The 23,212-nt window shown below is 49.1% G+C and carries 19 protein-coding genes; 13 read left to right on the plus strand and 6 right to left on the minus strand.

Translation table 11 applies throughout. The annotated features are described in order from the left end of the window. Positions 1-9: 9 nt before the first annotated feature. The 5 genes from JXQ28_03125 (at position 10) to JXQ28_03145 (ending at position 4,227) form a co-directional block, all read left to right on the plus strand. A complete protein-coding gene (locus tag JXQ28_03125; protein ID MBN2276720.1) occupies positions 10-777 on the plus strand; it encodes an MBL fold metallo-hydrolase in 768 nt (255 codons plus the stop codon). Positions 778-1,007: 230 nt separating this feature from the next. Then, positions 1,008-1,370, plus strand: a complete 363-nt coding sequence (locus tag JXQ28_03130) for a hypothetical protein (protein ID MBN2276721.1) — start codon at positions 1,008-1,010, stop codon at positions 1,368-1,370. Between the two features lie 11 nt (positions 1,371-1,381). Continuing rightward, on the plus strand, positions 1,382-1,795 hold the full coding sequence (sdhC, locus tag JXQ28_03135; protein ID MBN2276722.1) for a succinate dehydrogenase, cytochrome b556 subunit: 414 nt from the start codon (positions 1,382-1,384) through the stop codon (positions 1,793-1,795). A 1-nt stretch (position 1,796) separates the two neighbouring features. Then, positions 1,797-3,500 (plus strand): FAD-binding protein, encoded by a 1,704-nt coding sequence (locus tag JXQ28_03140; GenBank protein ID MBN2276723.1) that lies wholly within the window; start codon positions 1,797-1,799, stop codon positions 3,498-3,500. Position 3,501: 1 nt separating this feature from the next. Continuing rightward, the gene (locus tag JXQ28_03145) at positions 3,502-4,227 is read left to right on the plus strand and encodes a succinate dehydrogenase iron-sulfur subunit (GenBank protein MBN2276724.1); all 726 of its coding nucleotides are present in this window, start codon (positions 3,502-3,504) and stop codon (positions 4,225-4,227) included. Positions 4,228-4,308: 81 nt separating this feature from the next. Here the strand turns inward: JXQ28_03145 and JXQ28_03150 are convergent, their stop codons facing one another. The 5 genes from JXQ28_03150 to JXQ28_03170 form a co-directional block, all read right to left on the minus strand. After that, positions 4,309-5,598, minus strand: a complete 1,290-nt coding sequence (locus JXQ28_03150) for a hypothetical protein (protein MBN2276725.1) — start codon at positions 5,596-5,598, stop codon at positions 4,309-4,311. Positions 5,599-5,826: 228 nt separating this feature from the next. Continuing rightward, positions 5,827-7,506, minus strand: coding sequence for an FAD-binding protein (locus JXQ28_03155; GenBank protein MBN2276726.1), 1,680 nt, complete (start codon positions 7,504-7,506; stop codon positions 5,827-5,829). 48 nt (positions 7,507-7,554) lie between these two features. Then, entirely contained in the window at positions 7,555-8,298 is a 744-nt protein-coding gene (locus JXQ28_03160; protein ID MBN2276727.1) for a 4Fe-4S dicluster domain-containing protein, read from the minus strand. Positions 8,299-8,353: 55 nt separating this feature from the next. Further along, a complete protein-coding gene (locus JXQ28_03165) occupies positions 8,354-9,241 on the minus strand; it encodes a CoB--CoM heterodisulfide reductase iron-sulfur subunit B family protein (GenBank protein ID MBN2276728.1) in 888 nt (295 codons plus the stop codon). A 9-nt stretch (positions 9,242-9,250) separates the two neighbouring features. Next, positions 9,251-9,658, minus strand: coding sequence for a 4Fe-4S dicluster domain-containing protein (locus tag JXQ28_03170; protein ID MBN2276729.1), 408 nt, complete (start codon positions 9,656-9,658; stop codon positions 9,251-9,253). Between the two features lie 365 nt (positions 9,659-10,023). Between JXQ28_03170 and JXQ28_03175 the strand changes: the two genes are divergently transcribed. From JXQ28_03175 to JXQ28_03195, 5 genes are all read left to right on the plus strand, one after another. Then, on the plus strand, positions 10,024-11,223 hold the full coding sequence (locus JXQ28_03175) for an acetate--CoA ligase family protein (protein MBN2276730.1): 1,200 nt from the start codon (positions 10,024-10,026) through the stop codon (positions 11,221-11,223). Further along, on the plus strand, positions 11,223-12,089 hold the full coding sequence (gene sucD / locus JXQ28_03180; GenBank protein ID MBN2276731.1) for a succinate--CoA ligase subunit alpha: 867 nt from the start codon (positions 11,223-11,225) through the stop codon (positions 12,087-12,089). The genes JXQ28_03175 and sucD overlap by 1 nt, the downstream gene beginning before the upstream one ends. Positions 12,090-12,383: 294 nt before the next feature. Further along, on the plus strand, positions 12,384-13,499 hold the full coding sequence (locus JXQ28_03185; GenBank protein MBN2276732.1) for a GNAT family N-acetyltransferase: 1,116 nt from the start codon (positions 12,384-12,386) through the stop codon (positions 13,497-13,499). Then, positions 13,499-14,917, plus strand: a complete 1,419-nt coding sequence (locus JXQ28_03190) for a hypothetical protein (protein ID MBN2276733.1) — start codon at positions 13,499-13,501, stop codon at positions 14,915-14,917. Before JXQ28_03185 ends, JXQ28_03190 begins: the two co-directional genes overlap by 1 nt. Before the next feature lie 84 nt (positions 14,918-15,001). Continuing rightward, a complete protein-coding gene (locus JXQ28_03195; GenBank protein MBN2276734.1) occupies positions 15,002-15,751 on the plus strand; it encodes a class I SAM-dependent methyltransferase in 750 nt (249 codons plus the stop codon). 61 nt (positions 15,752-15,812) lie between these two features. Here the strand turns inward: JXQ28_03195 and JXQ28_03200 are convergent, their stop codons facing one another. Further along, entirely contained in the window at positions 15,813-16,004 is a 192-nt protein-coding gene (locus JXQ28_03200) for a ferredoxin (protein ID MBN2276735.1), read from the minus strand. A gap of 457 nt (positions 16,005-16,461) precedes the next feature. Here JXQ28_03200 and JXQ28_03205 point away from each other — a divergent pair, with 457 nt between their 5' ends. The 3 genes from JXQ28_03205 to porU all read left to right on the plus strand — a co-directional run bounded on the left by JXQ28_03205 (position 16,462) and on the right by porU (position 23,201). Then, on the plus strand, positions 16,462-17,472 hold the full coding sequence (locus JXQ28_03205) for an asparaginase (GenBank protein ID MBN2276736.1): 1,011 nt from the start codon (positions 16,462-16,464) through the stop codon (positions 17,470-17,472). 51 nt (positions 17,473-17,523) lie between these two features. Next, on the plus strand, positions 17,524-18,927 hold the full coding sequence (locus JXQ28_03210; protein ID MBN2276737.1) for a tryptophanase: 1,404 nt from the start codon (positions 17,524-17,526) through the stop codon (positions 18,925-18,927). Positions 18,928-19,382: 455 nt separating this feature from the next. Continuing rightward, positions 19,383-23,201, plus strand: a complete 3,819-nt coding sequence (gene porU, locus JXQ28_03215; GenBank protein ID MBN2276738.1) for a type IX secretion system sortase PorU — start codon at positions 19,383-19,385, stop codon at positions 23,199-23,201. The last annotated feature ends 11 nt before the right edge of the window (positions 23,202-23,212 follow it).

The raw sequence follows: 23,212 nt of genomic DNA on the forward strand, positions 1-23,212 counted from the left end.
AAGGTCAGAATGATAAAATGGACAGTGCTGGGGTCGGCGTCGGGAATTCCGTCGGGGGAACGAAACAGCTCCGGGCATGTTCTCGACCTCAATGGCGATCTGATCCTGTTCGATTGCGGCGGAGGTGTCGCGTCGGCTTTTCTTCGGGCCGGTTTCGACCCCACCCGGCTGGCGGCGATCTTTATCTCGCATATGCATCCCGATCACTGCTCCGATCTGCCGTTGTTGATGCAAAAATTGTATCATACCCGGCGGGAGAGGTCAATTGATATATTTGTTCCCGATGAGGCGGTTATCCCGGTGGGAAGGTTTTTTGATGCCTGTTACCTGTTTCAGGAAAAATTTCCTTTTCGGGCTAATTTACTGGCGGTCGAGGATGAACATCGGCCGGCCGGCGGCCGGGTAATAGTGCGGTCATTTCTCAATGGGCATCTGGAAGGTAACGCCCGTCTGATTGCCGATTACGGTTATACTAACCGGATGCAATGTTATTCTTTTCTGATCGAGGGGGATGGTAAGAAAATTTATTATTCGTCCGACCTGGCCTCGCTGGATGATATCCACCCCGCCCCCGATGATCTTGATTTGCTGATCCTTGAAACGACCCATATCGATCTGACCGTCCTTCCGGAACTTATATCCGGGAAAAAGGTCCGGAAAACAATCCTGACCCATATTGCCGATGAAGATGAATCGAGAATAAGGGAATTCGTGGCCGATTTATCCGGGAAGGCCGATATTACCGCGGCCTCGGATGGTTATACATCCGAACTTTGATAAATTTTAAAATCCCGCGCGGGGACCGGGAATTCTATACTTTCAGGGATAGAATTAAAATAATACGGAACCGGCGTATCGGGCCGATCTAAGGTTAATCGACGCCGGCCAGAGACGATCATTCGGGGAACCGCCGGTGTCATTCAACATATTGCTTGACAAGGGCCAATTTAATCATCTAAATTTGAAATCATAGACATGATTGAACCAGTATTTCCAAGGAGGATTTAATGGCAGAAAAAGTGTCGAACCAGAGCGCCCTGGCCTGGTTTCTGCAAAGAATTTCCGGCATTTTGCTGGCGTTCTTTCTGATAACACACTTGAACGTGCATCACCTATTCCATAATATTACCGCCGAAGGAATTATCAATTTTCATTCGGTACAGGAAAACCTGACATCATCGGTATGGTGGAAGGTGTACTATATGCTGTTCGTTCCCTTTGTGGCTTTTCATGCCATGAACGGAATCTGGCAGATAATGGCCGATTTCCGGTTGTCGCCCGGGGCGACTATTTTCCTGAAGGCTATTTTCTGGGTGGTTGGGTTGGTATTAACGGCAATCGGCGCAATGACGCTGATTAATTTGTTTTAAGGGGTGACGATATGACATCAGATTCAAAATTGAAGGATGTCGTCAACGACATCAATTTGAACAAGAATATCGGTAATTTCACATATTGGGTGCATCGTCTCTCCGGAATCGGCCTGGCCATTTACCTGATCATGCATACCTATGTGTTATCATCGGCGATTTCGAGTCCGGAGGCCTTTTCAGCCCGGATGGGTCAGGTGCAGAATCCGTTTTTTGCCGTATTGGAAGTGCTACTGGTGGCCGGGGTTTTCGCCCATATGCTCAACGGTCTCAGAATAACGCTGACCGATTTTTTCGGCTGGACCCGTGCCCACAAGGCCCTTTTCTGGGCGGCGGCGGTTCTTTTTATTATTCTGATGGTTATCGCCATCATTCTCCAGTGGCCGAAATTCAGTCCGGGCAGTTACATGGCGGGAGGAAACTGATATGTTTTATGATATTATTGTCGTCGGCGGCGGACTGACCGGACTGAGGGCGGCGGTAGCGGCGCATGATGCCGGTATTGCCAAGGTGGCGGTAATTTCGAAAATTCATCCGGTGCGGTCGCATTCGGGTGCCGCCCAGGGGGGAATCAACGCCGCTCTGGGGAATCACCCGGACGGTCATGATGACACTCCCGACCGTCATGCCTATGACACGATCAAGGGTTCGGACTTTCTGGCCGATCAGGACGCGGTTCAGATAATGACCTCGGACGCCCCGGGGATTATCATCGAGATGGAACACTGGGGTTGTCCTTTTTCCAGATACGAAAACGGCAAAATCGCCCAACGGCCGTTCGGGGGGGCGGGATTTCCCCGCACCTGTTACGGGGCCGATCGAACCGGGTTGTACTTATTGCATACCCTCTACGAACAGGGGGTCAAACGCGGGATAACGGTTTTGTACGAACGTTTTGTCACCAAACTGGCGATTCGAGACGGTCATTGTGCCGGGGTGGTGGCGATGAATCTCCACAGCGGCGAATTCGAAACTATCGGAGCCAATGCCGTTATCTGGGCGACCGGCGGTTCGGGGCGGGTTTATTCGGTCAACACCACCAACGCTCATGCCTCGACGGGACTCGGAGTGGCCATACCGTACTGGGCCGGAATACCTTTAAAAGATATGGAATTCATTCAATTCCATCCAACCGGACTGGACGGTTCCTCGATCCTGATGACCGAGGGATGTCGGGGAGAGGGCGGCTACCTGCTCAACAATGTCGGCGAACGCTTCATGAAAAACTACGTTTCCGAGAAAGTGATGGAACTGGCGCCGCGGGATATCGTGGCCCGTTCCATGCAAACCGAAATCAACGAGGGACGAGGGTTCGAGGACCGTTATTTGCATCTAGATCTGCGGCATCTGGGGGCGGCCAAAATCATGGAACGGCTTCCGGGTATCAGGGAAATCGCCATGAATTTCCGCAATGTCGATCCTATCAAGGAGCCGATTCCGGTGCATCCGGCCATGCATTACACCATGGGCGGAGTGGACTGCGATAAAGACGGGGTGACAGTTTGTGACGGTTTCTATGCCGCCGGAGAATGTGCCTGTGTTTCGGTCCATGGTGCCAATCGTCTGGGCGGAAATTCGCTTCTGGAGACGATTGTTTTCGGGGCCCGGGCCGGTTACCATGCCGCCGGACGGGTTAAGGAAATGTCGAAAACCGAGGATGAGGAAACGCTGGACCGGGCCAAAAGAGAGGAAGCCGATCGGTACAAGCAGCTTCGCAGTGCTTCCGGCCGGGAGAATCCCTATACTATCAAGGATGAACTGGCCCGGATCATGATGGATAAGATCGGGATTTTCCGCAACAAGACCGATATGGCCAAGGCGGTCAGCGAAATTAATATTCTCCGGGAACGGATGAAGAAAATCCGGGCTATTCCCGAAACCGGTAAATTCAATTATGATTTTCTGTGGGTGTCCGAGATTGCCGGGAATCTGGATACGGCCCTGACCATTGCGGTCGGGGCGCTCAACCGGACCGAATCGCGCGGCTCTCATTTCCGGCGCGATTTCAACAAACGCCTTGACGATCAATGGCTGAAACACTCCATGTTTGTTTATCGGGAGGGTGAGCCGGAAATATCGTATAAGCCCGTGACCATGGGTAAGTACGAACCCGAGGAAAGGAAATATTGATATGGCGATTTTCAAGGTTTTTCGATACAATCCCGACACAGAGGATATGGCGCATTTTCAGGAATACCAAATGCCCGATACCAGTTCGATGACGGTCCTCGAGGGGCTTTACTATATCCTCGAGAATCTGGATCCGACCCTGGCTTTCCGTTCTTCGTGCCGGCAGGGTGTCTGCGGATCATGCGCCATGCATATCAACGGGCAGTACCGCCTGGCCTGCGAAACGCAGGTGGCGGCGATGGGGGAGATTGTGACAGTGCGACCGCTGTCGCACATGAAAATAATCCGCGACCTGGTGGTTGACCTGACCCCGTTTTTTAAGCAATTCGAGGCTATCAAGCCGTATCTTATCGATGACGGCAACCCGCCGGAGAAGGAATATCTGCAATCGCCGAAAGATCGTCTCAAGCTGGATCACCTGGTTGATTGTATTTTCTGTGCGGCTTGTTACGGGTCCTGCCCGGTATTGGCGACCGACCAGAAATATCTTGGGCCGCAAGCGCTGTTAAAAGCCTTGCGGTGGGTGGATGATTCCCGCGATACGGCCACCAACGAACGGCTGGCCTATCTGGCGACCGATTACGGGGTGTTCCGGTGCCATACCATTTTCAACTGCCAGCAGGTTTGTCCCAAGGATCTCGATCCGACGGGGGCGATCGGGAAGCTGAAAATGAAGGCGATCAAGGCGAAGTTCCTGGGGCGGTTGAAAAAGACGGGAAGCGATTGAATTGTGTATAGATTACTGGATTAAAAAAGCGGGCGGAGGCCCGCTTTTTTACATAGTATTACCTCAAGATCAAATTCGCTATCAATATTGGCGGCCCTGGTTCTTATTACTCTCGAAAGAATATAGTCCTTCAAGTTTTTTCCAGATTAATTTTATGGCGATATAAATTATACATGAAACAACTACCAGAAATATCAAGGACCATAAGGTGTTGGGAGCATATGTCCAACCGTACAATTCAATAGACCTTTCAATTGAACAATATCTGCTTAAACACCACATGCCCATTATTAAAGATATAATCACGGATATTGCAATCATCAGCCAGTACTGAAATGATCTCTCCCGTGACTCAATTCCCGGGTTACCGTTATTATGGAAAAGTTCACGGCTGATTTCCATCATGGAAAGTCCGGAGTGACGGGCAAGTAACTGGAGGAAGAAAAGGGCGATGATCAGAATGCCCCATCTTAGGAATAATAATCCGACCACATCATTTGACCAAACTTTTTGATCGAAAAAAAACATTGCCGGAGCCCAGCTCTTTGTTCCGGTAATCATGCAATAGGCTTTGCCATACCAGATCATCGAAGTTATATCCTCAAAGAGATTGAAAAGAATCGCAGCGAAGGGGACGAAAAACATCAAGAATGCCATGGGACTTACTGAACGCCTTGATCGTATAAAGATGAACTGCATTGGTATCCAATCTTCGAAAAATCGTCTCTTTGCAGAATAGCCTGGGTAATTTATTAATAAGCTGCTGGTATTCTGCTTTATTTGTTTGAGATTCAGCGTCAACCATATCATGGCGACTAACAGAATGGTTGAGCCAACGATTTCAATGTCATCCTGACTCACACTGAGGCCGATTACGGGAACAGTGGTTTGAGGAATTCTTATGACGTCCTCGGGTAATTTGGTGTTGGATATTTGTCCTCTTTCAAGAACGATGTTGGCAAGGTCGGTATATTTAACCTGATGGCCTGAGACGGAATCATAAAAGGTGGAATCTTTCCATTGTTTGAGTATCAGCGGGTAGTATTTCTGGCACCAATAAATAATATTTTCATATGAAGGATTAACGGGCAACACAATTTGTTCCGAATCCACCTGGTATTTAATATAAGCTCCCATACGTTGATCAGATGAGTCAAAATAGTCATACCTGATGGAATCCGCATCTTTATTCAGCTTTATTAAATTCATCTGATTCAGCCCGGCCTGAACAACATGATGACTGAAAGGTGTCCTCAGAAATTGCCACTTTATGAGTCCGGACAATTCGCAGGCTATTATCCAGACCGATATTAGAGAGATGGTGAGCAATAAAGCCCTGGTTCGTTTGATGGATGCGACAATCGACTTCATGCATTCCTTATCCATGTCGGACAGGAGATTCCGAGGTATTTTATTATTCATGATGCACCTATATTGAAAATGCCACGATATCCAGAATCATTGAAATCAACCGGATTGGTTGCTATTTAAATTGCTGATATGAAATTGTCAATAGGAGCATAATATATTTATTCAATAAAAAACCGTCGGGCTGATTAAAGTCCGGCGGTTTTGGTTTAGGTCAAGTATCCGATTATTCTACTTAAATGTTCGCATCGTGCCCAGATACCTGGTGGTGTATTGACGGGCCTTGGTGCTACTGCTGGTGTAATCAGGAAGAAGCATCGGAGCCACTTTTTCCGGTTCGATTCCGGCTTCGGCGACTTCCTTATTGTACCTGACCACATGTTCCAGAGACAATTTACTGCCATTGGCTTTTTCCCTGGCATAAATAGTGGCACTTTTGCCGGCAATACGGCCGAAAACCATAATATCGAGAAGGGAATTACCCATCAGCCGGTTTTCGCCATGAATCCCGCCGCCGACCTCGCCGGCCACGTATAATCCCGGGACTTTTGTCTCACCGGTATTTTTAAATTCAAGGCCGCCATTCTGGTAGTGCAGGGTGGGATAGATCAACATCGGATCTTTGGAGATATCGATACCGAACCGTTTATAAAGAATGAATTTTCCGGGGAATTCGCGCTCGACAGTGCCCTCACCGGAAAGCATGTCAATCATCGGGGAATCAAGCCAGATACCCATCTTGCCCGTCGGCGTCGGGATGCCTTTGCCTCTGCCGATACATTCCTTAATAATGGAAGCGGCCTCGACATCGCGCGGCTCGCGTTCATTAACAAACTGCTGTCCATCGATATTGACCAAATTGGCGCCGGATCCGCGGAATTTCTCGGTAATCAGGATACCTTCGGCCTGTTCCGGGAAAACGATTCCCGTCGGGTGGTACTGGACGGTATGAAGGAAACAGACGGGAACACCGGCCCGGTAACCCATGACGATACCATCGGCAGTCGCGCCATAGTGGTTGGTGGTCATAAAACCCTGAATATGCAGGCGGCCGGAACCGCCGGTGGCCATGACGACGGATTTGGCCTTAATGATAAAATATTCCTCGGTTTCCATGTTATACAGAACGGCCCCGGCGCAGTGGCCTTTTTCATTGAGGAGCAGTTCCACGGCCGGAGAGAATTCAATGACTTTGATATCGGCTATCCGGTTACGGGCCTCATCGCGAATAGTGCGCATCATCTCGGCCCCGGTGATGTCGGCCGCATAGTGCATTCTTTTGCGGCTGGTTCCGCCGCCGTGAATGGTATGAAGCGTCCCATCGGGGAACTTGGAGAAATTGCACCCGAGACTCTCAAGCCATTTGATCACGTCAGGGGCTTCGGTAACAAGTTTTTCAACCAATTCCGGGACATTGTTAAAATGTCCGCCGCCCATGACATCGAGATAGTGATAATAAGGAGAATCCTTATGGCCCTTGGTGGCGGCCTGGATTCCGCCCTCGGCCATCATGGTGTTGGCGTCGCCGTGACGGAGCTTGGTGGCGATAATGACTTTGGCTCCCTGTTCCTGGGCCAGAAGAGCGGCGGCCGTTCCGGCTCCGCCTCCGCCGATCACCAGGACATCGGTTTCATAATCGATTTTAGACAGGTCTATGTCATCGGGATTGACTCGGCTACGAGCCTCAAGGAGATTACACATTTCATGAGCGATACGATAGTTTTTGGAGGGACCGACCTTGAGCGGCCGACGGCCCTCTTCTTTGAAATCGGGGTGGTTATTGAGCATTTCCTTGCGTTCGTCAAGGGAAAGAAACGGGACTTCCTCGTTTTTCTTTTTCCGTTCGACCCGTTCCGCCCGGGTGCTCTCGACGATTTTGATGAGTTCTTTTAATTCCTGTGGATACGGCATATATTCAAACCTCGTTTTATTCTCATTTGCAGTTAACAAATCCCCGATTTACAAACAGGTATTTTCTTTGGGGGTCCAGTCTTCTCCCGCCGACGCCGGTTCCATTTCACGCGCGGTGTACAGCTTTTTCAGATTTTCCTCATCGGACGCCTTGAGTTTGCCGAGACATTCGGTATAACGTCCGGCCTCGATATTGGCCACCATGGTTTTCAGGTGTTCGGCCCGGGGAGTCAGATAGGCGCCGTTCAGGCGGCGGGCCAGCTGGGCGATATGATACTGGGGCAATTCACCCATACACCGGCTGGCGCACAATCCACACTGGATGCAATCGAACGAAATCTGGGCGGCCGCCTTGATATCTCCACGCTTGAGAGCGGCGATATAGTCCATCACTTCGACATCCATCGGGCAGACCTTGGTGCAGGCATTGCAGGCCACGCATCGGAACAGCTCGGGATAGAGCTCGAAAATCTGTTCCGGTTCCCCGGTCAATTCGGCGAAATCATAGGTGGCCCGCAGGGCCGGGTAAAACGGCAACTGGGTCAGGTACATCTCCGGTTCGACCACTGTCTGGCAGGCGAGCCCGGTGTATATTTTATAATCATTGGGTCTACGGTAAACCGTACTGCAGGCGCCGCAGACGCCGCCGCGACAGCCGCATCCCCGGATATACTTATACCCGGCATACTCCATCGCTTTCATAATCGTCAGCGACTCGGGCACATCGTATTTTTTTCCCATGATATAGATGGGAATCATTTTGGCTTCCACGGCCGCCACTTTTTCTTTCATTGTATCGCTCATTGTCACCTCATCTATACTGCAACATATTGTTTTTTTATCATTGTCATGCCGAAGCCTTGATTAAATTACGAGCTTTCAGAAGTTCCAGGGCGCTTTTCCGGTTTAGTTCAAAATGCGAAATACCTGGATCAACGCCAAGGGCAATGGCCATTAACTGGGTGAAATAGTAAACCGGCACCTCGCCGGCATCGTCGTACTTCTCCAGCATCTTATCCTGCCGACGGCCCAGGTTGTAGTCGCACAGGGGACAGGTCAGGGCCAGGGCTTCGGTGCCATGCCGGACGGCATCGCCGAGAATCTCATGTGAAACCCGGAGCGAGGCCTCGGGTGCGCCCAGGACCTGATAAGTTCCGCAACAGGTAGTCGATGACGGGAAATCAACCACCGTGGCTCCGAGGGCCTCAAGAAATCGATGCAGGACTGACGGATTATCGGGTTTGTCGATAGCCACTTCCCTTGGTCGTAAAAGGGTACATCCGTAGTACGGTGCGACTTTCAAGCCGGTCAGGGGATTGATTACTTTTTCCTTTAATTTATCGAAACCATAATCGTCACGGATGAAATCAAGAAAATGCACGACTTTCACTTCCCCGGCATAATCGGGTTCCTCATCCATGAAAGTATTGATGGTGAATCGTTTTTCCTCATCGTGTTTCATCAACTCATTGGCGCGGGCCAGGGTATTGAAGCACATTGAACACAGTGTCATAACAGTGTCGTGACCGCTTTCTTTGACACGGATCAGATCACGGACGGGCGCCACCAGGTGAATTAGATCATCATCGGCCAGCGAATAAACCGCCCCGCAGCAGTTCCATCGTTCCAGCTCATCGACCTCGATCCCCAGCGCTTTGAGAGCGGCCAGGGCGGAGAGTTCCAGATTTTTGGCCTTGGTTTTTAGAGTACATCCGGGATAATAGCTCAATTTCATGGGTTCACCTCACGATGTCATCTTGCGGAAGCCGGAAACCATAGCGATCTGGGGCAGGTCGGAGACTTCTTCGGGTTTAATCTTTTTCAGTTCCACGTGATCGATATTCCGACGGAGTTTTAGCAGACGCAGTGCCTCCATGACCCGGGGAATATCAATTCCGCGCGGGCAACGAACCATGCAGGTATGACATGAAGCGCAGATCCATGGGGTATTGGCCTCCTCGAGAGCCTTTTTATTCCCCAGTTGCAGAAGAGCCATGATTTTTCGCGGAATAACGGTAATATGGTCGGCCATGGGACATGATCCGGAGCAGGTTCCGCACTGGAAACATGTTTGAAAATTCTGGCCGCTGATTTCCATAACTTTCCGCCGCAACTTATCGTCGGTGTCGCGTTTGGATATGAAAAGTGGCATCAAGACCTCATTTTAGAAAGGTTGATCGCTGAAAAATTTACAAAAGGGTATATTTTTCTTTATATTAACTAAAAAGCAGACAAACATTTAGTGTATTCCCACGCCTTGTTTTAAACCGAAAATCGTGAATTATTTCACAATAAAAACCGGCTTAATATTTCAATATAATCAAAATAATCCCGGCTGACAATATTCTATCCGGTTTTTTTAACATTTTTTTATGTATTTTTCTTAAAAAAATAACACTCTGATTTCAATTTACCCGACTTCCATTCCTAAGACATTGACATTATCAAGCAAACTATTAAATTGCCGAATCATAAGAAACGGCGTTGAAATTTTACTCCGATTAAAGGTGTCAAGGAATGAGACTTTATGAACATGAGGGCAAAGAGCTTTTTGCCAGATTTAAAATCCCCATCCCGGCCGGGGAAATAGCTCTGAATACGGACGAAGCGAAGAAAATAGCTACGGAAATCGGTCTGCCGGTGGTGTTGAAGTCGCAGGTTTTGACCGGCGGGCGCGGTAAAGCAGGTGGAATAAAAGTGGTTGATAGCCCCCAGGCCGCCGAAATTGTTGCGGGGGAGTTATTCCGTCTTAAAATCAATGGTTTTCCGGTCGAAAAAATCCTGGTGGAACCAAAACTGAATATCGCCCGGGAGCTGTATATCGGGGTGACTATCGATCGGGTTAATTATAAGCTGGTTGTGATCGCTTCCTCGGAAGGCGGCGTTGATATTGAGGAAACGGCGGCCAAAACGCCGGAGAAGATATATCGCCGGTCGTTTGATATTGATCAGGAGATGTATGGATTCGAGGCCATAACCATCGCCAAGGGGATCGGCCTGGATTCCGAGCTGATTAAGACCGGATCGGCCATAATTTCCGGCCTGTTTAAATTGTTCAAAAAGTATGATGCCAAACTGGCCGAAATCAATCCACTGGTCGTTACCACGGATGGTAAATTGATTGCCGCCGACAGCCGGGTGTCACTTGATGATGATGCCGTTTTCCGTCATCCGGAACTGGCGGAAATGGGGATCGAAAAAAGGCACGAGGAAGGGGAAATGACGCCGCGCGAGCAGAAAGCCACCGAGTGGGGGATACCGTATCTTGATCTGGACGGCAATATCGGCATGTTTCCCGGGGGGGCCGGATTCGGTATCATGGGTAACGATTTTATTCATTATTATGGTGGCAAGCCGGCCAATTTCATGGATTCCGGCGGCGGACCAACTCCGGAACGGCTGGCCCGGATGCTGGTTCTGCTCGATGAAAATCCCGAGGTTAAGGCTATTTTCGGGGCGAGATTCGGCGGTATCTCACGTTGCGATGATTTCGCCAAAGGGGTAATCATGTTTCTCAAAGACCACGGACTTTCCAAACCGATGGTTTGCCGGATGACCGGGAATATGTGGCAGGAAGGGGTGCGTCTTTTCGATGAGGCCAAGAAGCAAAATCCGGAGTTGTTCCGGAAATTCGAATTTCACGGTATCGAGACACCGATTGAGGAGATTTCAAAGCGGGCGGTGGAACTGGCCCGCGAGGCGGAAGGAGGGTGGTGATGGCGATTCTGGTCGATAAACATTCAAAGGTTATGGTTCAGGGTATCACCGGCGGAGCCGGATCGTTTCATACCCGGCGCATGATCGAATACGGCACGGTTATTGTCGGCGGGACTTCACCCGGTAAGGGCGGGCAGATAGTCGAAGGGAAACCGGTTTTCGATACGGTGGCCGAATGTGTCAAAGAAACCGGAGCCGACACCTCGGTTATCTTTCTCCCGGCCCCATTTGTCAAAGAGGCGGCGATCGAAGCGATTCGGGCCGGATTGAAATTTGTGGTTGTTATCCCAGAACATATTCCCATTCATGATATGCTCCTGGTTCGCAAGGAGGCGGTCGCTCACGGATGTACCGTCCTGGGCGGCAACACGGCCGGTATTATCACTCCCGGCGAAGCCAATCTGGGTATTATGCCGGATATCGCCTTTACCCCGGGGCGAGTCGGAACGGTCAGCCGGTCGGGATCAATTACATATTATATCGCCGATACTCTGACCCGGACCGGTTATGGCGAGACAACCTGTGTCGGTTTGGGCGGTGACCCGATTCTGGGATCGACTTTCGACGAGATACTCTGGATGTTCGAGCAGGATGAGAAAACCAGAGCGGTAGTTATGACCGGTGAAATCGGCGGGGTGTATGAGGAACGTGCCTGCGATACGATTACGAAAATGGAGACGCCGGTGATAGCCATGATCGGCGGTATTTTTGCGCCTCCGGGCAAACGGATGGGACATGCCGGGGCGATTGTCGAGGGGAAGATGGGAACGGCCAAAGAGAAACTTGAGGCCCTGGCCGAGGCCGGCGCTCACCCGGCCAGGACTTTTCTGGATATTCCGGAAATTTTGAAGAAATTGAAGGTATAATATCAGGAGAGACCGGGAATAAGGATAAATTCAGGGGCGATTTGACGGCCTCATGAAATGTGCTGTCGTTTATGAAATGCGGCAGTCACACCAGCCGAAATTATTGGCTTGTTTCGGCTCCTTTCGTTAGAGCGGGGTGGATAACCACCCCGCTTTTATATGTCGTTTCCAATTACAGAATACCAAAAGGACTTGAAGTTAGTAACCCGGGTTCGTATTTTGTTCCGTGTTTATGGATTATTCAAGTATTGTCAATTATAAAATGCCCGCCTGGTGTTTTTATAGGAGTTGTCCGTGGAAATCCGTTTGATTACCAGTGGTGAAGAGGAGCTTTGTAACCAGTTTCATAACAGAATCTTTAAGCATGACAGAACTCTCCTGCAATGGCGCTGGGATTTTGTCTTGAATAATTACCGGGCCGATTCGATACCATATGCAGTTGCAGTCGATAAAGGCAGAATTGTCGGAACCCAGGCGTTTATTCCGATTCGGATGATCGACCGTGAAGGAGTATATTGGACAGCCAAATCCGAGGAAACGCTGGTTGATCCCGATTATCGCGGTCAGCGGCTATTTGAAAAAATGTATGCCCTGTTGTTTGATTTCGCCGCCGATCATGGTTTTGCCCATGTCTGGGGTTTTACCCCGGCAATTAAAGCTTTTGAGCGATTGAATTTCACCATTCCGGGGAAAACAGAACAAATTTTCATGCCATTCTCAACCCGTTCGGTCCCCATTTTTCTGGATAAAGGCCGGACCGATCGGAAGGCAATGGTGAGGAATAGCCTGAAAATGGGGGCTATGTATTTCGGATGTGCGGCCGCTCAATCATTAAGTTCTATACGGTTTGGTGTCGGGAGAAGACGAATATTGCAAAATCTGCAAATTCGGACTCCGGACAAACCCGATCCTCAGATGGGGGAAGTGTGTAAGCGTTTTATTGATAAATGGGGCGGAACCACCATATATCGGGATCATGATTATCTTCAATGGCGTCTATTCGATAATCCCTATGTAAAAGGCATCGTACGCGCAATATATAATGAGGATGAGTTGTGCGGCTGGGTAGCTTTTGCCCTTGGTGATGATGGCCTGGGTTATCTGGTTGATGTAATGGCCGCAGGAAATTACGGTCAACACCGGGAAGAAGACATTATCGGGGCTCTGCTAATTGAAGCGGTCATGGGGGCGCGAAATATGGGAGCGGTTGGTATTCGGGGCTGGCATGTCAATTGCCATCCTTTTGATCGGCTTATTTTGCAGGTGGCAAAAAAGACAGGCTTTTATCACAGCAAACGCGGACATTCAGTCGTCCTGTACAATTGCGGGGCCGGAGAAGACCGAGTTTCTTTCAAGCGATTCGATGACTGGTATGTCAGCCGAATATACACAGAAGGGGTACTGGGTTGATGCTTCCTCCCGAAGTCGAGTATGTAAAAAAACAGATTATCAATCATCTTATGCTGTTTTTTGAGCGGGATGTACTCAATCTGTTCTACTCCGGTTTTATTCGTTTCCTGCCTTATGATGAAGCCATCGCCGTTAATGATAGGACCGTGGTCATTCCTTTCGATATCCCGATGCCTTTTGAAATAGGGCATCCGTTCAATGTTGGCTTTAATGGTACCAACCTGACGTTATGGAATCGGATACCTCCGCCGGATGGCGGCTTTTGGAAGGGTATCCCGAATGAGGCGGCGCCGCTATGGTACCAGAATCCAGGAGGGACCTTGATTCCGGCCTGGAATTTGTTTGGAAATCTGTTTCAACTTCTGACTTTTGGGGAAGAACGAGCCACCTCTAAGAGAGATGCTCACGGTAGATATGCCGCTGTTTTCAGTCCCCGGAGTCTGTTGAATCTCATCGAGGTTCCGGCTTTCAATGAGGCGGTCGCGGCTCTGGTCGGGGCCGCGGACGGGCTTCGCCGGAACGCGGAGCCGTCCTATGAACTGGAAAGGCTTATAAGACCGGCCATAATAGTCCTGTCGCATGATTGTGATATTCTTCGGGGCAACGATTTCTGGACGCAATCTGTAAGATTGTTGCGGATTTTTCAGCCTCTCCTGAAGGCCCGATTGCCTAAAATCGGTAATGCCTGGTGGATGGTTCGCAATGCATTTACACCCAGGCGGTTTTATTTTGATAATGTCACCGGGATGATTGATCTGGAAAGGTGTTTCGGATTCAAATCGACATTTTACCTTTTGAATGGAAGCGGCGGTCGATTTGGTGCCAGAAGCGGATCGGCCATTATGCCTGATGTGTTGGCGAATATCCCGGATGACTGGAATATCGGCATGCATTACAACTATGATACCTTTCTTAATGAAGAATGTTTTTCAGCGCAACTGGCACAACTTCAAGAAATAGCTGAATCCGAAATCACGACAGGCCGGGCTCATTATCTTAAATTCGATCCGGAAAGATCATTTCCATTTTTGTGCAAACACGGTATAAACGTTGATGAATCTTCCGGATATGCCGACCGGATAGGTTATCGAAACGGCATTGGCGGATGTTTTCAGGTTTTTAATCCTGAAATTTGTGCCCCTCTGGATATTTGGGAAGTCCCTATGGTTGTTATGGATGCGGTTTTGGTACGGCAATACGGGGATAAAGCCGTGAACAAATTTTCTGAACTGGTAAGCCATTTGAGTCGTATCGGCGGGGCGCTGACCCTGATATTTCACCCCGGTCAATTTTTTAATCCGGAATACGGACAAATGCTGGGTATCTATCACAAAATCCTGATTGCCTGCCGCCAATCGGGGATTAGATCGCGGACCGCGCGTTCGCTGGTCGATGAAATTCGATCAAATTCTGCTTGATTTCCATTTGGTTAATATCTTGTCATTAATCAACGCTTTGATTATATAATATTTGATCCAGCTTTTTTTTCAGGAGCGTTATTAATGACTGACGAGAAACCCTGGCATGAGAGCGATGAATTCTGGGAAATCGCCGGTCAGATTCTTTTCGCTCAGCCGCGAATCACCGAGGCCAGTGAAACGGTCGATAAAATCATCAGGCTCTTAAATCCTGAACCGGAACTAAAGGTTCTTGATCTCTGTTGCGGGGTGGGGCGTCATTGTATCGAGTTCGCCCGGCGCGGTTTCACCGTTACCGGGGTGGACAGAACTACTTCCTATCTGGAAAAGGCGGGTAAAAGGGCAATCTGGGAAGGGCTGGAAATTGATTTTGTCCGCGAAGATATGCGTCTTTTTCGGCGGGAGAGCGCTTTTAATCTGGCAGTCAATTTATTCACATCGTTCGGTTTCTTTGAAGATCCCGAAGATGATCGGCGGGTGGCGGAAAATATTTATCATTCTCTCAAACCGGGTGGGGTTTTCCTGCTGGAGATGATGGGTAAGGAAATTAATGCGAGAATCTTTCAGCCCCGGGGCTGGAATAAGGTCGATGATGTTTATATCCTTGAAGAGCGGGAAGTGATAGACGGCTACGGCGGGATAAAGATGAAGTGGATTATTATTAAAGATGAGAAAATAAACGAACTGGAATTAATTGTTCGACTTTATTCGGCCGCCGAACTGAAAAGGCTATTAACCGGGTGCGGATTTAACAGGGTTGATATCTATGGGGGTCTGGACGGTAGTCCTTATGACCATCAGGCTAAGCGGATGGCGGCGGTTGCCCATAAGTAAGGTGTTTATTGTAAATCATTTAAAGAGGCAGGGGGATCCCTGCCTCTTTATAATTCAGCGATTATTCTTCAATATAGATGCAACTTTCCGGACAAGTTTCGGCCGCTTCCCGAACCGCTTCCTTGTGCTCATCCGGGACTTCATCGACGATGACATCAGCCTGGTCGTTGTCATTCATCTGAAAGACTTCCGGGCAGATATCGGCGCAGATGCCATCACCGCTGCAGAGTTCATGGTCAACCGTGACTTTCATTGAAAACCTCCAAATAACACCAGTGTTTATTTCCAACGGGCCGCACCAGCGGCGGCCGAATTAATCCCGGTACATCAGGATTATACGAAAGTTATTTTTAATCAGGGGCCAATTTAATTTTATTGAGCTTAAATTCATAGCTTTATTTTTATTTTCATTAAAAAAAGTTATTCCCGGAAAGAGGTTGTAAATTTAAAATGAAGAAAAATTGTTTACTATTTAGTGAGGAAATCATTGATATTCGGCATTTGAAGGAATTGTCCAAGGGGATTGACAATTACTTTTGTGATAAATTCATATACACTTCAAGGGAAATTGATCCTCAAGATCTTTTCACCCGTTGACTTTTTATCCCTTTTAACTCATCTTAGGCCATGTTTGACAGGCATTTATTCGGGGGCATATCCGCTGACGGCGTGAGTCCCCGACGCGGGTAGATAAAAGGAAAGAATTTATTATGTCTGAAATAGTCGCCAGAGTATATCGGGGCGCGAAAGCGGAATCGGTTCACTGCGGATCGATCGCGGTAGTCAACGCCAAAGGGGAGCTGATTCATTATTTCGGCGACCCTCAATTTTTCACATTTGCCCGGTCTTCCCCGAAACCATTTCAATTGATGCCGTTGATTGCCACCGGGGCGGCCGATAAATACGGTTTCAGCGCCAAACAATTATCGATCATGTGTGGGTCGCATATCGGGAGCGATCACCATCGTGAGGTGGTTTTAAGCAATCTCAAGGCCGCCGGTAACAGTCCGGAGGATCTCAAATGCGGGACCCATGTGCCTATTTATATGACCATGGCCGGAGAGTATCCCCGGCAGGGCGAAGATAAAGACCCGCTTCGCCACAACTGCTCCGGCAAGCATTCCGGATTTCTGGCTCTGGCTCGTTTTCTGGGGGAGGATGTGGGCGAATATCTCAATCCCCGATCGAAGGTGCAACAATTGGTGCTGGATGGTATTTCGCGGATGTGCGAAATCCCGCGCGATGAAATCCTGGTTTCAATCGATGGTTGTTCGGCGCCCAATTTCGGAATGCCGATCATTAATATGGCTATGGCCTTTCAAAAACTGGCCGGCGGCCGCGGAGGCGATGAAAAAGAATCACAAATCCTCCAGCGAATCAAGGCGGCCATGACTGAATTCCCTGAGATGTTTTCAGGCGAGGGGCGGTTCGATCTGGCTCTGATGCGCTCGTTTCCGGGCAACATTATCTGTAAGGCCGGCGCGGAAGCCATGCAGGGAATCGGATTTGCCGATCCGCCGCTGGGAATAGTGGTCAAAATTCATGACGGTAACCCGCGAGCTCTGTACCCGGTCTGTGTGGAACTTCTTCGACAATTGGGAATTATCGATAGAGCCGATAACTTTAAACATCTTCGTCCCTTCTATAATCCCGAGGTTAGAAATTACGCCGGTTTATTGACCGGGTCGATTAAGGCCGAATTCAGCTTGAAAAAGGCATAGGTTGTTGCTATTATATTAAATTTGAAGGTAATATCTGGCTATGGAGGCATTTTGAAAGAACATAAACATCCCGCCGAGCCTTTTCGTATTAAGTCGGTGGAGCCGATATCTCTTTTACCCCGATCGTCACGCGAGAAAATTATAAAGGAAGCCCGTTTCAATATTTTCAAGGTCAGGGCCGAGGATATCTATATTGACCTTTTAACCGATTCCGGAACCGGGGCCATGTCCAACGAGCAGTGGGCCTGGCTCATGCGCGGCGATGAATCCTACGCCGGGGCGCGCTCGTTTTACCGCTTCGAAGAAATCGTCCGGGATCTGACCGGTAAGCAATTTATCCTTCCGACGCACCAGGGACGGGTGGCTGAAAATGTCTTCTTTTCCTCGGTATTAAAGAAAGGCGACTTTGTCCCCAACAATACTCATTTCGATACCACCCGCGCCAATGTCATGCATAAGGGCGGAGTGGCTCTGGACATGCCTTGCCCCGAAGCCGATGTCGAAGATGAGATGCCGTTCAAAGGCAATATGGATACCCGGCGGCTGGTGCAATTTATCGAGGAGCATGGGCCGGATAAAATCCCGGTGGTGTTCATGACGGTGACCAATAACTCGACCGGCGGGCAACCGGTTTCGATGGCCAATATAAAGGAAACGGCGGAAATCTGCGGTCGGTATGGAATTATGTTTTTCTTTGACTGCGCCCGTTTTGCCGAGAACGCCTATTTTATCAAGCGCGATGAACCGGGCTATGAAGGCCGAACCATAAAGGAAATCGCCCAGGAAATGTTTTCGTACGCCGATGGGGCGTTGATGTCGGCCAAGAAAGATGGATTGGCCAATATGGGCGGTTTTGTAGCTCTCAATGATGAGGACCTGGCCCGTAAAATCACGGAATTGATGATTGTTATTGAGGGTTTTCCGACCTATGGGGGAATGTCCGGGAGAGATATCGAGGCGGTCGCGGCCGGATTACGTGAGGTGACCAATGAGGATTATCTGGCATATCGAATCGGCCAGATGGAATATTTCGGGCAGATAATCGAACAGGCGGGGGCGCCGATTATCAGGCCGACCGGCGGGCATGCCATCTTTATCGATGCCGGGAAATTTCTGCCCCATATTCCGCCGGGTAAATTCCCGGGGCAATCGCTGACGGTCGAGCTGTACCGTGAGGGAGGAATCAGAGGTGTGGAAATCGGATCGCTGATGTTCGGCGGAATCGACCCTGATACCGGGAGGGAATTTTATGCCCCGCATGAGCTGGTCCGGCTGGCGGTTCCGCGCCGGGTTTACACCGGTTCCCATCTGGAGTATGCGGCCGATGTTATCGCCCGTATCGCGGCACGCAAAAAGGAACTGAAAGGCTATCGATTGACCCGTGAGGCCAAGCTCCTGAGGCATTTCACGGCCGAGATGGAAGAGATATCAGGCAAGCAGGTCGAGGTAAGTTGATTGGATAGGTTAGAATAAAGCTGGAATGAGCGATAACCAGATTCGATAATTGTGAATCAGATTTCACTTTTTTCGTTTAGGAAAGACATCAAACGATTATTGGGTAGAATTGTAAATGGTTGACATTCAATGCGATAATGACAATAATCAACAGTCCGTCTCTTTCTGGCCGATTTTTTGCGGAAACAGCCGATAATATTAATGAATTATTAATTATTGAGCGGTTGACTTATTTTCGGGAACTTTATATATTCTAAACGTTTATAAAAGCAGGAGGAACATTATCGAGCCAACGGTTAAAGGAACTGTAAAGTAGTTATAACATTTGTATCGGCTTATTACTTTATAACGGACCTTTGACCGTGAGTTTTATAAGTTTGCTCATTTTAATAATCGGCCATCGCCCTGCCTGTCGTTATCATTCTTCATTAAAATTATTTTCCTACATATTTATAATGATTTTATTACTGGCATCCATTCCGGCCAAAGCCTCACGTTATGATAATATCAGGATAATATCATCGGATGAAGCAGGATTGGTTTTCGAATTGAATCTCGACGATCCCGCCGAGTATGCCAATCCGATTGCCGATGGACAGGGAATAGCGCTTTTTATTCCGATTCTTATTGCCGTGCCGCCGAATCATGAGGCCTTTATAAGCGAGATCTCCGGCAGTGAACCATTTTCCTGGATCTGCCCGGGTGGTTTACCGATTCGATCACCTTCCAAAAACCTGGCCGCCATAACGGGAACGAGTGTGGTCCGCGGTCGCCGTCTGGCGGCTCTTGAAATATATCCCTATTATCAGGGAATATTGTATGGAAAGATAAAGACAGCCATTCAATTCCGGCAAACCGGGGGTGCCGTAACACCGTTCCATGTTCGGACGGAGGGGAAAATTTTCGATGCCGTTTTCGGCTATTCGGTTTTGAATTATGACCATGCCAAAAGCTGGCCGCTGGAGGAAAGCGGTCCGATTGCGGCTAAAGCCCAGGAGTCGGTATTCGATCTGGCCGATGAATGGTACAAAATTGAAATCGGAACCGGGGGTTTCATTCGTATCACCGGGCAGAATCTGGTTACGGCCGGGATGGTTCTAAACAATATCGCCAGCGATTCGATTCACCTGTTTTACGGCGGCGGGTTGCCGGTTCCGGTCGATAACAGTGAGGATCGTCCGGTGTTGCGAGAAGTGGCTATCACCGTCAATGATAACGGCGACGGTATTTTCAATGTCACCGATAATCTCATTTTTTATGCCGAGGCGGCCGACCGTTGGATTTATCCGTCCGATTCCCTGCCGTACTTCTTCGAAAATCACTACACCAACACCAATTGTTACTGGCTGGCGGTTTCGGGAAGTTTCGGGCAGACCGGTAAAAGAATTCAGAGTATTGATGCCGCTCCCGATGAAGTCGCCGATACGGTTATGGAACGCGGCTGGTTTTATACCCGGGTGGGGGAGAATAAACTGCTTTACCGCGATAATTCCAGTCATATTTATGATTATTTCAACTGGTACTGGTCGGATACCACCAGCAAGACATTTTCCATATATATGCCCAACGCCGTGACAGCTGAATCCTCGCAGGTCAGAATCAGGGCCAGGGTCAATGGAATTAATGTCAGTGTCAACGGATCGGCGGCCACGCTGTTATCCTCGCAATCGCTGGTATATGTTTACCGGACCTACCAGCTTTTCGGAGGGTTGAATCGGTTTGTCGTAACCATGAGTCCCAATTATGATGCCCCGCCGTACATGGGTTTCTGCGAGGTGGCCTACCAGGGATATTTATTACCGCAATCGAGCCTTCTTGATTTCTATATATCTCCGTTTGAGGGTCGCGGGGAGTTTGTGGTAACCGATCAATTCGGCGGCGAAACACCTCGGATTTATGATTTGAGCGATGTCTATGAGCCGGTATTGCTGGTTAATGCCTCGCTGGGGACGGATATCATCTTCCAGGATGATTTATCAGGTGGATCCGGTAAACGATATTATATCTGCGCGCCATCGAAAATGACCGGATCGGCGACCATTTCAAAAGTAACTCCGATGGGTGATATCGCCTCGGCGGATATGTACATTATTGTCCCGGAAGAATTCATCGGTGATCTTGGGGATTTCGAGCAGTATCGGGAGACGAAATCGAATATCAGTGTCGCGCTGGTCGCCCTTGAAGACATTATTAATCGTTATTCGTTCGGCCTGTATGATCCCGGGGCCATTCGGGATTTTCTAAAAAACAGCTATGATAATCCGAACGGCGCGGTTCCCTCGGCGGTGCTTCTGGTGGGCGATGGCAGTTACGATTATGAAAATAACCTTTTGACCCCGACCCGGAATTATATCCCGCCTTATATTCATGAATTGGACGCTACATCATCCGATGACAATTATGTATATTTCGGGGATTACGGTTTACTTGACAGTGACAGTACTTACTGCGACACCTGCAGTGATCGCGGCTACGATATGATTATTGCCCGCTGGCCGGTTTCCGGTGCGGCCCAGATTTATACCATTGTCGATAAAATCAAAAACTATGAATCGATGGATAATCTGGGGGATTGGCGCTCCTTTGTGACCCTTGTGGCCGATGATGAGTATGATGACGGCGATTACGAGGGATTGACTCATACGCGGCAAACGGAGATTTTGCAGGAGAGCCATCTGCCCCGGGCTTTCCGGAGGAACAAGATTTACGCCTGGGAATATCCATTTAATTCCGATAAAGACAAACCCGAGGTCAACCGGCAGATTGTCCGGTCGATCAACGACGGCACTTTGCTGATCAATTATGTCGGCCACGGCAACCCCGACACCTGGGCGCATGAGCATATTTTAAATCGGAGTACGGACTTACAGAAACTGACCAATCTGAATCGCCTGACTTTTGTCTATATTGCCTCCTGCGCCATTGGTTTCTTCGATAACCCGTCCCGGGAGGGAATGGCCGAGGAACTTTTACGGCTGGCTTCGGGCGGTGCTGTGGCGGCGGTTTCGGCCACGCGGCTGGTTTATTCCGGCGAAAACTCGGGACTTAACCGGCAGGTCTTCGACATTCTCTTCGATAACGACGATCTTTCCATATGCCAGGTGTTGTATGCCGCCAAATTAATCCGGCAGTACAGCAACGGCTACATCCAGGAGAAAATCAATGATCGGAAGTATACCTTTTTTGGTGATCCTTTTGTCCGGCTGGGAATTCCCGCCCGGGGTATCAATTTTACCGAGTATCCCGGCACCCTGGTGGCTCTGGATACCCATCTGGTGATCGGAGAGGTGGTGGATGAGGTGAGCGAAGTTCCGGTCGATTTCAACGGAACGGTGCATATAGCAGTTTACGATTCGGAGATCCTTCGGCTGTACCGTGGTGTTAATAACAGCGGGGTAGTGGTCGATAGTCTTTCGTATGCGAAAAACGGGCCGATTCTATTCCAGGGAACGGCCGAAGTCGTCAACGGGAATTTCAGTTTCGAATTCATATCCCCGCTCGATATCGGTTATGGTGGTTCCGGGGCGTGTATATATGCCTATGCCGAGTCTCCCGGAAGCGATGCCTTCGGTCTGGCCGATTCGATCGAAGTATCATCGACGATTGTTTCAACCGAGGATAGCGATGGTCCGGAGATCAGGTATTCTTTTTCTGATCGCGAGAATTTTGTCTCCGGCGACAGAATTGCATCGGGATCGATCCTGAATATTGCCCTGACCGACGGTTCGGGGATTAACCTGACCGGGGGAACGGGTCACGGAATCGATCTGACTATCGATGGGGATACGGAAAATATTATTGGTTTGACGGATCTCTTTGAGTATAATTCCGGTAGTTTTACATCGGGTGAAATTCGGTATTATCCGGGTTCGCTTCCGGTGGGACGGCATCGTTTTAAAATTAAGGCCTGGGATAATGCCAATAATTCATCGGTTGTCGAATTCGATGCCGAATTAGTCGAGACGGGGAAGATGCAGGTCAGTGAGGTAATGAATTATCCCAATCCCATGACCGATAAAACGATGTTTTCATTTGCCCTGACGGCTGATGCGCGGCTGGTCAGCCTGGAGATTTTTACTCTTTCGGGTAAAAAGATAAAGTATTTTGAAGAAAATTCGGTTCCGGACGACTACTATGAATTTTACGAGTGGGACGGCCGGGACGATGATGGCGACCGGGTTGCCGCCGGCGTCTATATATATAAGGTGACCGCATTTTCGATGGATTCGGAGGAAGTGGTTGAATCGTTCGGGAAGGTAGTGGTCTTAAATTAACGCTGTTCGGA

The sequence above is a fragment of the Candidatus Zixiibacteriota bacterium genome (genome assembly GCA_016933955.1).
Classification (GTDB): Bacteria; Zixibacteria; MSB-5A5; order GN15; family PGXB01; genus JAFGTT01.

Excerpts from the sequence above, each read along its gene's own strand:
- JXQ28_03125 (MBN2276720.1), top strand. The coding sequence starts at position 10 with ATGATAAAATGGACAGTGCTGGGGTCGGCGTCGGGAATTCCGTCGGGG.
- JXQ28_03130 (MBN2276721.1), top strand. The coding sequence starts at position 1,008 with ATGGCAGAAAAAGTGTCGAACCAGAGCGCCCTGGCCTGGTTTCTGCAA.
- sdhC (MBN2276722.1), top strand. The coding sequence starts at position 1,382 with ATGACATCAGATTCAAAATTGAAGGATGTCGTCAACGACATCAATTTG.
- JXQ28_03140 (MBN2276723.1), top strand. The coding sequence starts at position 1,797 with ATGTTTTATGATATTATTGTCGTCGGCGGCGGACTGACCGGACTGAGG.
- JXQ28_03145 (MBN2276724.1), top strand. The coding sequence starts at position 3,502 with ATGGCGATTTTCAAGGTTTTTCGATACAATCCCGACACAGAGGATATG.
- JXQ28_03150 (MBN2276725.1), bottom strand. The coding sequence starts at position 5,598 with ATGAAGTCGATTGTCGCATCCATCAAACGAACCAGGGCTTTATTGCTC.
- JXQ28_03155 (MBN2276726.1), bottom strand. The coding sequence starts at position 7,506 with ATGCCGTATCCACAGGAATTAAAAGAACTCATCAAAATCGTCGAGAGC.
- JXQ28_03160 (MBN2276727.1), bottom strand. The coding sequence starts at position 8,298 with ATGAAAGAAAAAGTGGCGGCCGTGGAAGCCAAAATGATTCCCATCTAT.
- JXQ28_03165 (MBN2276728.1), bottom strand. The coding sequence starts at position 9,241 with ATGAAATTGAGCTATTATCCCGGATGTACTCTAAAAACCAAGGCCAAA.
- JXQ28_03170 (MBN2276729.1), bottom strand. The coding sequence starts at position 9,658 with ATGCCACTTTTCATATCCAAACGCGACACCGACGATAAGTTGCGGCGG.
- JXQ28_03175 (MBN2276730.1), top strand. The coding sequence starts at position 10,024 with ATGAGACTTTATGAACATGAGGGCAAAGAGCTTTTTGCCAGATTTAAA.
- sucD (MBN2276731.1), top strand. The coding sequence starts at position 11,223 with ATGGCGATTCTGGTCGATAAACATTCAAAGGTTATGGTTCAGGGTATC.
- JXQ28_03190 (MBN2276733.1), top strand. The coding sequence starts at position 13,499 with ATGCTTCCTCCCGAAGTCGAGTATGTAAAAAAACAGATTATCAATCAT.
- JXQ28_03195 (MBN2276734.1), top strand. The coding sequence starts at position 15,002 with ATGACTGACGAGAAACCCTGGCATGAGAGCGATGAATTCTGGGAAATC.
- JXQ28_03200 (MBN2276735.1), bottom strand. The coding sequence starts at position 16,004 with ATGAAAGTCACGGTTGACCATGAACTCTGCAGCGGTGATGGCATCTGC.
- JXQ28_03205 (MBN2276736.1), top strand. The coding sequence starts at position 16,462 with ATGTCTGAAATAGTCGCCAGAGTATATCGGGGCGCGAAAGCGGAATCG.
- porU (MBN2276738.1), top strand. The coding sequence starts at position 19,383 with ATGATTTTATTACTGGCATCCATTCCGGCCAAAGCCTCACGTTATGAT.